The 12,364-nt window shown below is 69.3% G+C and carries 11 protein-coding genes; 6 read left to right on the forward strand and 5 right to left on the reverse strand.

Going from position 1 to position 12,364, the window contains the following annotated elements:
* Positions 1-95 precede the first annotated feature (95 nt).
* From I7S92_RS10710 to I7S92_RS10735, 6 genes are read left to right on the forward strand one after another with little or no spacing between them, the layout of a single operon-like run.
* Complete coding sequence (locus tag I7S92_RS10710; RefSeq protein WP_197643806.1) at positions 96-1,424, forward strand: NAD(P)H-dependent oxidoreductase; 1,329 nt, start codon at positions 96-98, stop codon at positions 1,422-1,424.
* Entirely contained in the window at positions 1,424-2,431 is a 1,008-nt protein-coding gene (locus I7S92_RS10715; protein WP_197643808.1) for a thiamine pyrophosphate-dependent dehydrogenase E1 component subunit alpha, read from the forward strand. Before I7S92_RS10710 ends, I7S92_RS10715 begins: the two co-directional genes overlap by 1 nt.
* A complete protein-coding gene (locus I7S92_RS10720) occupies positions 2,428-3,444 on the forward strand; it encodes an alpha-ketoacid dehydrogenase subunit beta (RefSeq protein ID WP_197643810.1) in 1,017 nt (338 codons plus the stop codon). Before I7S92_RS10715 ends, I7S92_RS10720 begins: the two co-directional genes overlap by 4 nt.
* Before the next feature lies 1 nt (position 3,445).
* Positions 3,446-4,753, forward strand: a complete 1,308-nt coding sequence (locus I7S92_RS10725) for an acetoin dehydrogenase dihydrolipoyllysine-residue acetyltransferase subunit (protein ID WP_197643812.1) — start codon at positions 3,446-3,448, stop codon at positions 4,751-4,753.
* Positions 4,754-4,800: 47 nt separating this feature from the next.
* Positions 4,801-5,472 carry a hypothetical protein gene (locus tag I7S92_RS10730; RefSeq protein ID WP_197643814.1) on the forward strand — a complete coding sequence of 224 codons (672 nt, stop codon included), beginning with the start codon at positions 4,801-4,803 and terminating at the stop codon, positions 5,470-5,472.
* Positions 5,465-6,076: a hypothetical protein gene (locus I7S92_RS10735; protein ID WP_197643816.1), complete on the forward strand. Its 612-nt coding sequence runs from the start codon at positions 5,465-5,467 to the stop codon at positions 6,074-6,076. The genes I7S92_RS10730 and I7S92_RS10735 overlap by 8 nt, the downstream gene beginning before the upstream one ends.
* Positions 6,077-6,110: 34 nt before the next feature.
* On the opposite strand, the gene I7S92_RS10740 is transcribed toward I7S92_RS10735, so the two are convergent.
* The 5 genes from I7S92_RS10740 to I7S92_RS10760 form a co-directional block, all read right to left on the reverse strand.
* Positions 6,111-7,109 carry an ABC transporter permease gene (locus I7S92_RS10740; RefSeq protein ID WP_242070161.1) on the reverse strand — a complete coding sequence of 333 codons (999 nt, stop codon included), beginning with the start codon at positions 7,107-7,109 and terminating at the stop codon, positions 6,111-6,113.
* A 13-nt stretch (positions 7,110-7,122) separates the two neighbouring features.
* Positions 7,123-8,616: a sugar ABC transporter ATP-binding protein gene (locus I7S92_RS10745; protein WP_197643818.1), complete on the reverse strand. Its 1,494-nt coding sequence runs from the start codon at positions 8,614-8,616 to the stop codon at positions 7,123-7,125.
* A gap of 51 nt (positions 8,617-8,667) precedes the next feature.
* Positions 8,668-9,624, reverse strand: coding sequence for a substrate-binding domain-containing protein (locus I7S92_RS10750; RefSeq protein ID WP_197643820.1), 957 nt, complete (start codon positions 9,622-9,624; stop codon positions 8,668-8,670).
* Positions 9,625-9,915: 291 nt separating this feature from the next.
* Positions 9,916-10,857, reverse strand: a complete 942-nt coding sequence (locus I7S92_RS10755) for an ABC transporter permease (protein WP_242070162.1) — start codon at positions 10,855-10,857, stop codon at positions 9,916-9,918.
* The gene (locus I7S92_RS10760) at positions 10,844-12,346 is read right to left on the reverse strand and encodes a sugar ABC transporter ATP-binding protein (RefSeq protein ID WP_242070163.1); all 1,503 of its coding nucleotides are present in this window, start codon (positions 12,344-12,346) and stop codon (positions 10,844-10,846) included. The genes I7S92_RS10755 and I7S92_RS10760 overlap by 14 nt, the downstream gene beginning before the upstream one ends.
* Positions 12,347-12,364 lie beyond the last annotated feature (18 nt).

The raw sequence follows: 12,364 nt of genomic DNA on the forward strand, positions 1-12,364 counted from the left end.
CAAAAGATCAGAACTGGAGCTAGATCGCCCCATGCCCTGTCGGCCCTGCGACTCATGCTCGCCCGGCCCGGCCCCGGATCCAGAGGAGGACCACCATGCCCATCAACGTCGCCCCCACCGGCCTTGCCCGCGACCTGCGCGCCCGCGCCGAGACCGGCCGTCCGGTCCGCATCGGCCTGATCGGCTCGGGCGAGATGGGGACGGATATCGTGGCCCGGGTCGCGCATATGGAGGGGATCGAGATCGGCGCGATCTCGGAGCTGAACCCGGCGGCGGCGGCCAGGGCGGTGGACATCGCCTTCCGCGAGAAGGGCCACGCCAGGGAGGCCGGCGGCACCGACAGCGTCAACGCGGCGATCGAGGCGGGGAAGGTCGCGATCACCGCGGATGCCGATGCGATCCTGAACTCGGGCCTGATCGACGTGGTGGTGGATGCGACCGGGGTTCCGGCGGTGGGGGCCGAGATCGGCCTGCGCGCGATGGAACATGGCAAGCACCTGGTGATGATGAACGTCGAGGCCGACGTGACCATCGGGGCCTATCTGAAATCGGAAGCCGACCGGCTGGGCGTGACCTATTCGCTGGGCGCGGGGGACGAGCCGTCCTCCTGCATGGAGCTGATCGAGTTCGTCTCGGCCATGGGTCACCGGATCGTGGCCGCGGGCAAGGGCAAGAACAACCCGCTGAACGTGGACGCGACGCCCCCGGCCTATGAGGAGGAAGCGGCGCGGCGGCACATGAACGTGCGGATGCTGGTCGAGTTCGTGGATGGCTCGAAGACGATGGTGGAAATGGCCGCCATCGCCAATGCCACCGGCCTGGTGCCGGATGTGGCGGGGATGCACGGCCCGGCGGCGGTGCTGGACGAGCTGAACAAGGTGCTGGTGCCCAAGGCGGATGGCGGGGTGCTGGATCGGGTGGGTGTCGTCGATTACTCCATCGGCAAGGGCGTGGCCCCCGGCGTCTTCGTGGTGGCCGAGATGGACCACCCCCGGATCTGGGAGCGGATGGAGGACCTGAAGATGGGCAAGGGCCCGTACTTCACCTTCCACCGGCCCTATCACCTGACCAGCCTGGAGGTGCCGCTGACCTGCGCCCGGGTGGTGCTGTACGGCAAGCCCGACATGGTGCCGCTGGCCAGGCCCGTGGCCGAGGTCTGCGCGGTGGCGAAGAAGGACATGGCCGTGGGCGAGAAGCTGGACCAGATCGGCGAGTATTGCTACCGCGCCTGGATCATGGAGGCTTCGGCCGCGCGGTCGGACAAGGCGATCCCCTGCGGCCTGCTGGCGGGCGGCACGGTGACGGCCCCGATCCGCAAGGGCGAGCTGATCACCTGGGCCAACGCGAAGCCCGCCGAAGGCAGCCGCATCGCCGCGCTGCGCGCCCGGCAGGACGCGCTGGTGCTGGGGCTGGAGGTGGCATGATGCGCGACAGCCAGGAGAATATCCCCTTCGCCCTGCGCCAGTTCACCCCGGCGCAACTGCGCGAGGCGCTGCGGAAGATGCACCTGATCCGGCTTTTCGAGGAGGGGGCCGAGGAAAGCTACATGCGCGGGCTGATCCACGGCACGATGCACCTGTCCATCGGCCAGGAGGCCAGCGCGGTCGCCACCTGCATGGAGCTGACCGACGCCGACAAGATCACCTCGACCCACCGGGGGCACGGGCATTGCATCGCCAAGGGCGCGGATGTGGGCCGGATGTTCGCCGAGTTCTTCGGCAAGGAGACCGGCTATTGCCACGGCCGCGGCGGGTCGATGCATATCGCGGACGTCAAGACCGGGAACCTGGGCGCGAACGGGATCGTGGGCGGGGGCCTGCCCATCGCGGTGGGCGCGGCGCTGACGGCCAAGCGGCTGGGCCGCGAAGAGGTGACGGTCTGTTTCTTCGGCGACGGGGCCAACAACGAGGGCGCCTTCCACGAGGCGCTGAACATGGCGGCGATCTGGAAGCTGCCGGTGATCTTCGTCTGCGAGAACAACAGGTACGGCATGTCGACCTCGGCGGCCTATGCGACGGCGGTGAAGAACATCGCCGACCGGGCCCCGGCCTATGCCATGCCGGGGGTGACGGTGGACGGCAACGACTTCTCGGCGGTGGCCGAGGCGCTGCATGAGGCGATCGCACGGGCGCGGGCGGGGGAGGGGCCGTCGCTGGTCGAAAACCTGACCTACCGCTGGCGGGGTCATTCCAAGTCGGACCGCAACCGCTATCGCACCAAAGACGAGATCGAGGAGTGGATGGGCCGCGATCCCATCGCCCGCTTCCGCGCCGAGCTGATCGCGCATGGCGTGCTGGACGAGGCCGGGGCCGAGGCGGTCGAGGCCGAGGCCAGGGCGGCGGTGGCGGCGGGGATCGAGTTCGCCCGCCAGAGCCCGGCGCCGGGGGTCGGCGACGTCACGAAATTCGTCCATGCGGAGGCAGCGGCATGAACGCGCAAGTGCAGATCGACGCGCAGCTGCGCGAGCTGAGCTATGCCGAGGCGATCCGCGAGGCGATGGCCATCGCGCTGGAAAGCGACCCGGCGGTGGTGCTGATGGGCGAGGATATCGGCACCTATGGCGGGGCCTTCCAGGTGACGGGCGACCTGATCGACCGTTTCGGGCCGGAACGGGTGATGGATACCCCGATCTCGGAGCTGGGGGGCGCGGGTGTCGCGGTGGGCGCGGCGCTGACGGGGCTGAAACCGATCTTCGAATTCCAGTTCAGCGACTTCGCCGCGCTGGCGATGGAGCAGATCGTGAACCAGGCCGCCAAGTTGCGCTACATGCTGGGCGGCGAGGCCGAGGTGCCGGTGGTGTTCCGGATGCCTTCGGGCTCGGGCACCGGGGCGGCGGCGCAACATTCGCAAAGCTTCGAGGCCTGGTTCGGCCATGTGCCGGGGCTGAAGGTGGTGCAGCCTTCGACGCCCGCCGAGGCGAAGGGCCTTCTTCTGGCGGCGCTGGCGGACCCGGACCCGGTGGTCGTCTTCGAGCACAAGCTGCTTTACAAGATGAAGGGGCCGGTGCCGGCAGGGCATTACATCACGCCGATCGGCAAGGCGGCGGTTGTGCGGCCGGGTAATGCGGTGACCATCGTCGCCAGCGCCATCATGGTGCACCGCGCGCTGGAGGCGGCGGCGAAGCTGGCGGCCGAGGGGATCGAGGCCGAGGTCATCGACCTGCGCACCGTGCGCCCGCTGGACCGCGAGACGATCATCGCCTCGGTCAAGAAGACGGGCAAGCTTCTCTGCGTCTACGAGGGGGTGCGCACGCTGGGCGTGGGTGCGGAAATCAGCGCGCTGGTCGCGGAAAGCGAGGCCTTCGACTATCTCGACGCGCCGATCCAGCGTCTGGGCGGGGCCGAGGCGCCGATCCCCTACAACCCCGACCTGGAACGCGCCGCCGTCCCGCAATCGCCGGACATCGAGCGGGTCGCGCGCCAGCTGGCGAAGGGCGAGGTCTGAGATGCCGGTCGAAGTGATCATGCCGAAGGTCGACATGGACATGGCCAGCGGCAAGCTGGCGGTCTGGCATGTGGCCGAGGGCGAGGTGGTGAAGAAGGGGGCGGCGCTCTTCGACATCGAGACCGACAAGGCGGCGATGGAGGTGGAGGCCCCGGCGACGGGGCGGCTGCATCACGTCCTGGCCGCGCCGGGCGAGACCGTCGCGGTGGGCCGTCCGGTGGCCTTCATCTATGCCGAGGGCGAGGCGGTGGGCGCCTCGCCGGTCGCGGTGGAGGCACCGAAGACCGAAGCCCCGGCGCCGCTGGCCGGGGCGGCCCCTGTCGTCGTCGCGACAATCATTGCGCCTGACAGCGCGGACCTGCGGGCGACCCCGGTGGCGCGGCGGCTGGCGCGCGAGGCGGGGCTGGAGCTGGCGGCGATCGCCGGGACCGGGCCGCGCGGGCGCATCCAGCGCGCCGATGTCGAGGCGGCCGTGGCGCGGGCGCAACCGGCCCCGGCCGTGGCCGAAGCCCCGGTGACGGCCCCCGCCGCGCCGATCAGCTGGGAGCCGCATCCGGGCGACCTGAACGTCACCACCCGCAAGGGCGTGGGCGTGCCGCTGGTGATGATCCACGGCTTTGCGGCGGACAGCCATGGCTGGCGCCCGCTGGAAGAGGCGCTGCCGAAGGAGCAGGCGCTGATCCGCATCGACCTGCCCTCGCACGGACGTTCTCCCCTGAAACGGGTCGGCGGCTTTGCCGAGCTGGCCAGGCTGATGGTGCAGGTCTTCGACAAGGTCGCGGAGGGGCCGGTGCATCTGCTGGGCCATTCGCTGGGCGGGGGGCTGGCTCTGGCCTTGGCCGACATCCGGCCGCGTCAGGTGAGGACGCTGTCGCTGATCGCCCCGGCCGGTCTGGGGCCGGAGATCGACGGGGCGGCGCTGAACGGGATCGCGCGGGCGTCCAGCGTGGACAGTCTGGCCCCCTGGCTGAAGCGGCTGACCGCGCGGCCCGGGGGGATCAGCCACGACTTCGCCAAGGCCGCGATGCTGGCCCGTCTGGACCCCGCCCTGCGCGAGGCGCAGCAGGAGATGGCGCGGGCGCTGTTCCCGGATGGGGTGCAGGCCTTCGACCTGACGGCGGCGCTGGAGCGGGTCGCGATGCCGGCCTTGATGATCTGGGGTCGCGATGACCATATCCTGCCCTGGAAGCAGGCGCTGGCGGCACCCGGCGAGGTGGCGCTGCACCTGCTGCGGGGCATCGGCCACGTGCCGCAGATGGAGGACCCGGCGACGGTCGGGGCGCTTGTCGGGCGGCATCTGCGGGGCTGACTCCCTCTCGGGGCCGGTGCTAGACTGAAGTCAGGAGGGCCAGAGCCATGCCGTCGCGCCTGCCATTGCCACCGATCGACGCCGCGCCCATCAAGGATGTGGCGCGGTCCTTGCGGTTTGCGGTCGAGCAGGGGGGCAGAAGCCTGAAGAAGGGGCTGCCGCTGGAGGCGCTGCCGGAACCGGCGGCGCGGCTGGCCGATGCGGCCCTTGCCACCGCGCGGCGGCTGGGGGACCGGGCGGGCTCGCTGGCGCATGTGCTGCTGGATGGCGACGACACCCCGCCGCCCCTGTCGCATCCCGAGGAGGCCGAGGCCGAGGCGCGCTTTGCCGCCGCCGCGCATGACGGCTTGCGCGCGGCGCTGAAGCGGCTGGGGGCGGAAAGCTGCCTGGTCGGCGAGGCGGCGGCGGCGGCGGCCTGGCGGCGGGCGACGCGGGCCTCGGGTGGCAGCGACGGCGCGACCGCGGCGGCGCTGTATCTGGCGCTTCTCGATCCGCCTGCGATCCGCGAGGTGGTCTGGCCCGAGGGGGCGACGCCCCCGGCCGAGGCGGGCCGGGTGGTGGTCTTCGCCGTGCTCCTGGCGATGCTGGCCGATCCGGCGGGCTACCGCGACCTGATTCCCGCCGCCACCGATCTTGCGCTGGCGCTGGCCGGCGACCTCTCCGCGGCCGATGCGCCCGCGCTGCACGCCCTGTTCGACGAATTCCGCAACCATGTCTGACGCGCCCGAACTGCACCTGCCCGCGACCTCGGAGCCCCTGCGCGTGGCGATCCGCCGCCTGCGCTGGTTCCGCCAGGCCTTTGCCCGCCAGCTGGACGAGCTTGCCGCCGAGACCGGGCTGAGCTTTGCCGTCGATGACCGCCGGCTGGCGCAGGTCTTCGTCGCCTGGCTGCGCGACGTGGATGCGCAGAATCCGCATGATCCCGGCCAGCGCCGGGCCTATTTCGACTTCGTCTCGGCCCTGATGCTGCGCAACCTGCTGCGCGACATGCCGCTGGAGGCCGGGCCGCTGCCGCCCGGCGCCGACCCCTCGCGGGCCGAGTATTTCTGGCCCGAGGGCTTTGCCTGCACCGTCTTCTGCCTGAACGTGCGGGCGGCGGTGCTGGAGCAGGAGTTTGACGCCGAAACCTCGCTGACGCCGGAGTTCTTCAGCCTGCGGCAGTGGTGGTCGTTCCGCGAGAATGCCGCCAGCGATCCGAACACGGCGATGGGGTTCTTCGACGTCTTCGCCGGGAACAACCCGGAATGGAAACTGCCCGACAGCTTCCGGCAGCGGCTGAACCGGAGCCTTGCCGCCCCCGAGGCGCAGGGCAGGCTGGGCTAGGAAGGGGCTGGTCGTCCCGCCCCTTCGCCGGGGCTCAGTCGCGGCGGCGCAGGAGATCCACCAGCACCGCGACCAGCACCACGCCGCCGACGATGACCCGCTGCCAGAAGCCCGAGACGTTCATCAGCACGGTCCCGTTCGCCAGCACCGCCAAGAGCAGCGCGCCAAGCACGGTGCCGACGATGGAGCCCTGTCCGCCGCGCAGGCTGGTGCCGCCGAGGATCGCGGCGGTGATCGCGCCCATCAGCCAGCCCTCGCCGACCGAGGGCTGGCCCGCGTCCATCCGGCTGGCGTAGAGAATGCCGGCCAGCGCGGCGAGCATCCCGGCCAGGCCATAGGCCAGGAACTCGACCCGGCGCACCCGGATCCCCGCCAGCACCGCCGCGTCGCGGTTGCCGCCGACGGCGAAGATGTTCCGTCCGAAGCGGGTCTGCGCCAGGACCCAGACCAGCACCAGCGCCACCAGGGCGAAGATCGCCACCGGCAGCGGCACGCCGAGGAGGTCGCCCTGGCCGAACCAGGTGAAGGGCGCGCCCAGCGGGCGGATCGGGTAGCCCTGGGTGATGACCAGGGTCATGCCGGCGAAGATCTCCCAGGTCGCCAGCGTGACGATGAAGGGATTGAGCCGGAGCCCCGCCACCAGCATGCCGTTCAGTGCGCCGAGGGCGAAGCCGAAGCCCATGGTGAAGGGGATGATCAGGAACGGGTTCAGCCCCCATTGCGTCAGCGCGATCGAGCCGACGATGGCCGACAACCCCGCCGCCGCCCCGACCGAGAGGTCGATGCCGCCCACCAGAAGGACCAGCGTCTGCCCCAGCGCGACCAGGCCGACGAAGGCCGCCTGCCGGGCCACGACCGACATGTTGTAGGCCGACAGGAAGTTGTCGGTCGCCAGCGCCAGCGCGGCGAACAGGATCGCAAGGGCGATCAGGATGCCGCTGGCTTCCCAGCGGAAGAAGCGGCGGAGAAGGGCGCGGGCGCTGCCGTTCTGGCGCACCCGTGTCGCCGTGGTGAAATCGGTGTCCTGCATCATTGGCTCGCGCTCCTCAGCTCATGGCCAGTTCGAGAAGGCCTTCCTGCGTGGCCTCGCTGCGGTTCTTCACGCCCTTCACACGGCCCTCGTGCATCACCAGGATGCGGTCGGCGACGTCGAAGAGCTCCTCCATCTCGGACGAGATCAGCACGATCGAAAGGCCGCGCTCGTCGGTCAGCCGCCGCAGGACGGACTGGATCTCCTGCTTGGCGTTCACGTCGATGCCGCGGGTGGGCTCGTCCATGATCAGGACGCGCGCCTCGCGCATCAGCCAGCGGGCGATGATGAACTTCTGCTGGTTCCCGCCCGAGAGGCTGGAGATCGGATCGCCCAGGCTGGAGAACTTGGCCTTGAGCTGGCGGGCCAGCTTGCCCACCTCGTCCAGCATCTCGCGATTGCGCATCCGCAGCGCGCCGGTGAAGCGGTCGAGCGAGGGCAGCGCGGTGTTCTCGGCGATGGAGAGGAGGGGGAAGATGCCCTCGGCCTTGCGCTCCTCGGGCAGGTAGGCGAGGCCCGAGCCGATGGCGTCGAGCGGGCTGCGGAACCGTGTTTCCTCGCCGTCCAGCAGGACCTTGCCGCTTTGGGCGCGGGTGAGGCCGAAGATGCATTTCGCAAGCTCGGTCCGGCCGGAGCCGATCAGGCCGGACAGGCCCAGGATCTCGCCCTTGCGCAGGGTGAAGGAGATGTCCTGGAACTCGTGCTCGCGGGTGAGGTTCCGGACCTCGAGCACCGGCGGCCGGGTCGAGAGGTCGCGCGGCGCGGCGATATTCGGCCGTGCCGGCCGGCCGGCCATCATGGTGACCATGCGCTCGCGGCTGGCTTCCTCTGGCCCGATGCAGCCGACCGGCGCCCCGTCGCGCAGCGCGGTGATGCGGTGCGACAGCTCGCGCACCTCGTCCAGGCGGTGCGAGATGTAGAAAGCCGAACGTCCCTCGGCCGTCATGCGGCGGATGTAGCCCATCAGCTTGTCGGTCTCGCGGTAGGTCAGCGTGGCCGTGGGTTCGTCGAAGATGATGACGCGGGCGCGGGTGGCGGCGGCGCGGGCGATCTGCACCAGCTGCTGCTGGGCGCGGGAAAGCTGCGAGACGCGGGCCCGGGGATCGACGCCGTCGTCGACCTCGTGCAGGTGGCGCGTCGCCTCGGCCAGGGTGGCCTTCCAGTCGATATGCGCCGCCGATCCGCGATGGGCGCCGAGCAGGATGTTCTCGGCCACGGTCAGGTGCGGCACCAGGTTGATCTCCTGGGGCGCGATGGCGATGCCATGGGCCTGCGCGTCCTGGGGCGAGTGGAAATGGACCTCGGCCCCGTTGACCAGGAGCGTGCCCTGCGTCGGGCGGATGCGGCCGCAGAGGATGCCCATCAGGGTGGATTTCCCGGCGCCGTTCTCGCCGATCACGGAATGGACCTCGCCGGGGGCCAGGGTGATCGAGACATCGGTCAGGGCATGCACCGCTCCGAAGGTCTTGGAGATGTGGCGGGCGTCGATCAGGGGGGGTGCCTCGGACATCGGGGGCTCCTGCAGGAAGGGGGGCGGCGCGGTCACGCCGCCCCGGTTGGATCACGAGGTGCAGTCGCTCTTGGTCAGGAAGCGCGAGCCGGTGTTGTGGAACATCGGGATCGTGTGGTTCTGGTTCATCGCGACCATGTACTTGACCGCCCAGTAGCCCATGTCCCACTGGCGCTGCGCCTTGAGTGCCGAGATCGTGCCGTCGCAGACGAAGTCCACCGCTTCCGGCAGGTCGTCCATGCCGACGATCACCACCTTGCCGGCCAGGCCCGCGTTCTTCACCGCCCGCGCCGCGCCGATCGGGTTCGAGGCGTTGGAACCGAAGATGCCGGCGACGTCGGGATGGGCCTGCAGCATGTTCTCGGTCAGGGCGACGGCGTTTTCCAGGATGTCGTCGTCGGGTTGCTCGAAGACGATCTCCATCTCGGGGAAGTCGGCCAGCGCCTTCTTGAACCCGGTGATGCGCTCCACATGGTCCGAGGCGGTCAGGCTGCCGGACAGGATCGCGATCTTGCCCTTGCCGCCCAGTTGCTCGGCCAGGTACTTGCCGAGGTCATAGCCGTCCTGCTCGCTGGATTTCGGGCCGATGAAGGGGAAGGCGTCGTCGCAGAACGAGTTGAAGTTGATGACGTTGATCCCGGCGTTCACCGCCTCGTTCATCAGCTGCACGTTGGTCGCGCGGTCCAGGCAGGCGACGGCGAGGCCGTCGGGATGGCGGCCGATGTTGGCCTCGATCCGGGCGTTCTGGTCGCCCACGTCGGCCTGCGGCGGCTGGTCCCAGATCACGTTGACCTTGATGCCCTGGGTGGCCAGTTCCTCGACCGCGAAGGCGGCGCCCTGCGCCACGACGTCGTACCAGGGGTGGATGACCTTCGGCACGAAGACGAAGGTCAGTTCCTTGTCCACCGGCTTGATCAGCGCCGCCTGATCCTGCGCCTGCGCCGCTGCGGCGCCCAGCACCGTGGCAAGCGTCGCCGCGGCGAATGCCGTCTTGAGACCGTATCCCATTCTGTTCCTCCAAGGTTTCAGTGGCCTGCCCGCCCCGAAACGGTGCCTGGAGGCAGCCGGCAACCTTCGCCGCAACTGCAGCGGCATCCCGGACTTCGGCCTTCCAAGGCGACTCCTCTCCGGGCCTGCCCACGAGGCGAGAGTGACTCGGGCCGCGCTTTACGTCAACACTTTTGTATTGCACAAAAGACAAATGCGCAGATTAGTTTGGGCTGCTGTGCCGCCGACCAACAGAAAGGGGACGAAGGTTTCCCCCGTCCCCTGCGGATGGCGCCGCGAGGTCTGGCGTGGTCAGGCCTGGCCGGGTTTCTTGCCGAAGGCCACGGCCACGATGATGATGGCCCCGGAGATCATCATCTGCTCGCTGACGTCGAGGCCCATGATGATCAGCCCGTTGTTGATCGTCCCGATCAGGAGCGAGCCCGCGAAGGTGCCCAGGATCGTGCCCTTGCCGCCGAAAAGGCTGGTCCCGCCCAGGATCACCGCGGCGATGGCCATCAGCTCGGCCCCCTCGCCGAAGTTGAAGCGGGCGGTCTGCATCATGCCGGTGTAGAGCATGCCGGCCAGCGCGGCGGCGGCGCCGGTCAGGAGGAACCCGTAGAACTTCACCCGCCGGGTCTTGACGCCCGAATATTCCGCCGCCTGCCGGTTGCCGCCGGTCGCCAGGATCTCGCGTCCGAAGCCGGTGTATTTCAGCACGACATGGCCGATCAGGGCGACGACGACGGACCAGATCAGCAAGGACGGGATGCCGAACAGCTTGCCCGAGCCAAACAGACTGTTGAACGTCTGGTTCGTGACCGAGACGGGGTTGGTATAGGTCACCCGCATGTCGACGCCGCGGATGAACTGCATCATGCCCAGCGTCACCAGGAAGGACGGGATGCCGATCACGGTGACGAAGAACCCGTTCAGGCAGCCGACCAGCAGGCCCGCGCCGATGGCGGCGGCGAAGGCCAGGGGCCAGGGATAACCGGCCTGGATCACCAGCGCGCAGACCAGCGCGGCAAGCGCGGTGGTCGAGCCGACGGAGAGGTCAAGCTCGCCGGCAGAGATGATGAAGGTCATCGCCACGGCGATCACCGTGATCATCGCGGTGGTGCGGGCGATGTTGAACAGGTTGGTGACCGACAGGAACCCCTTGTCGCCGATGGTGACGGCGAAGAAGCCCAGCACGATGACGAAGAAGATGTAGACGACGTAGTTCTGCCACTGGATGCTAGGCAGCGACATCGTCGGACGGCCCGATATGGTGACCTTGGATTGCATGGTGGAGCTCCTCCTCTGAGGTCAGGTCGCGACGGTTCATGTCCTGGACGATGCGGCCGCCGTGCAAGACGAGGATGCGGTCGCTGATCGCCATGAGTTCTTCGAGTTCGGACGAGATCACGAGCACGGCCATGCCCTTGTCGGCCATGGCGCGGACGGTGGCGACGATCTCGGATTTGGCGCCGATGTCGACGCCGATGGTGGGTTCGTCCAGGATCAGGAGGCGCGGGTCGCGCGCCAGCCACTTGCCCAGCACGATCTTCTGCTGGTTGCCGCCCGACAGCAGGCGCGCCAGCTTGTCCGGGCCGTCGGTCTTGATCCGCAGCTCGCGGATGGTGCGGGTGACGGTCTGCAGCGCCTCGGCGTCCTGCACCAGGAAGTTGCGGGTGAAGCGGGCGAGGTTGGGCAGGAGCACGTTGTCGCGCACCGAATGGTCCAGCACGAGGCCCATCTTGCGCCGGTCCTCGGGCACCAGCGCGATGCCGCGGTCGATGGCGTCCGCCTGGTTGCGGACGGGCCTGCCGTCGAAGATCACCTCGCCCGAGACCGGCGCGCGGCGGCCGAAGATCGTCTCGGCGATCTCGGTCCGGCCCGAGCCCATCAGGCCCGCGAGGCCCAGGATCTCGCCCGGGCGCAGGTCGAAGCTGACATCGTTGACGCGGGCGGGCAGGCGCAGGCTGCGCAGCGACAGGATCGGCGGGGCCTCGGGCCTTGGGCCGCGGTCGTGCCATTCGAAGCTGGCGGCGTTCCCCGCGCCCAGCATCGCCTCGACGATGCGGTCGACGGTCAGCCCGGCGCAGTCCTCGGTCATCACCGCCTCGCCGTCGCGCATCACGGTGACGCGGTCGCAGATCGCCAGGATCTCGGCCATCCGGTGCGAGATGTAGACGATGGAGATGCCGCTGGCCTTGAGCCGGGCGACCAGTTCGAACAGGGCCTCGGTCTCGGCCTCGGAAAGCGAGGAGGTCGGCTCGTCCATCACCAGGATGCGGGCGTTCTTCGACAGCGCCTTGGCGATCTCGACGATCTGCATGTAGCCGACCGGCAGCGCGCCCACCGGGGTTTCCGGGTCGATGTCGACGCCCAATTCATGCAGCAGCGCGCGCGACCGGCGCACCATCTCGGCATTGTCGATGAAGATTCCGGCGCGGCGCGGCTCGCGCTTCAGCCAGATGTTCTGCGCGACCGTGAGGGTGGGAACCAGCGAGAACTCCTGGAAGATCATCGCGATCCCGGCGCGCTCGGCGGCGGCGGTGCCGTGGATCTCGACCGGCTGGCCGTCGACCAGGATGGTCCCGTCATCCTTGCTGTAGACCCCGGTCAGGATCTTCATCAGCGTGGACTTGCCCGCGCCGTTGCCGCCCATCAGGGCATGGACCTCGCCCTTGCGAAGCGTGAACGAGACCCGTTTCAGGACCGGAATGCTGGCGAAGCTTTTCCGGATGTCAATCATCTGAAGAACGTCTGCGGC

It is taken from the genome of Tabrizicola soli, assembly GCF_015999335.1.
In the GTDB taxonomy this organism is placed as follows: domain Bacteria; phylum Pseudomonadota; class Alphaproteobacteria; order Rhodobacterales; family Rhodobacteraceae; genus Tabrizicola; species Tabrizicola soli.

Excerpts from the sequence above, each read along its gene's own strand:
- I7S92_RS10710 (WP_197643806.1), top strand. The coding sequence starts at position 96 with ATGCCCATCAACGTCGCCCCCACCGGCCTTGCCCGCGACCTGCGCGCC.
- I7S92_RS10715 (WP_197643808.1), top strand. The coding sequence starts at position 1,424 with ATGCGCGACAGCCAGGAGAATATCCCCTTCGCCCTGCGCCAGTTCACC.
- I7S92_RS10720 (WP_197643810.1), top strand. The coding sequence starts at position 2,428 with ATGAACGCGCAAGTGCAGATCGACGCGCAGCTGCGCGAGCTGAGCTAT.
- I7S92_RS10725 (WP_197643812.1), top strand. The coding sequence starts at position 3,446 with ATGCCGGTCGAAGTGATCATGCCGAAGGTCGACATGGACATGGCCAGC.
- I7S92_RS10730 (WP_197643814.1), top strand. The coding sequence starts at position 4,801 with ATGCCGTCGCGCCTGCCATTGCCACCGATCGACGCCGCGCCCATCAAG.
- I7S92_RS10735 (WP_197643816.1), top strand. The coding sequence starts at position 5,465 with ATGTCTGACGCGCCCGAACTGCACCTGCCCGCGACCTCGGAGCCCCTG.
- I7S92_RS10740 (WP_242070161.1), bottom strand. The coding sequence starts at position 7,109 with ATGATGCAGGACACCGATTTCACCACGGCGACACGGGTGCGCCAGAAC.
- I7S92_RS10745 (WP_197643818.1), bottom strand. The coding sequence starts at position 8,616 with ATGTCCGAGGCACCCCCCCTGATCGACGCCCGCCACATCTCCAAGACC.
- I7S92_RS10750 (WP_197643820.1), bottom strand. The coding sequence starts at position 9,624 with ATGGGATACGGTCTCAAGACGGCATTCGCCGCGGCGACGCTTGCCACG.
- I7S92_RS10755 (WP_242070162.1), bottom strand. The coding sequence starts at position 10,857 with ATGTCGCTGCCTAGCATCCAGTGGCAGAACTACGTCGTCTACATCTTC.
- I7S92_RS10760 (WP_242070163.1), bottom strand. The coding sequence starts at position 12,346 with ATGATTGACATCCGGAAAAGCTTCGCCAGCATTCCGGTCCTGAAACGG.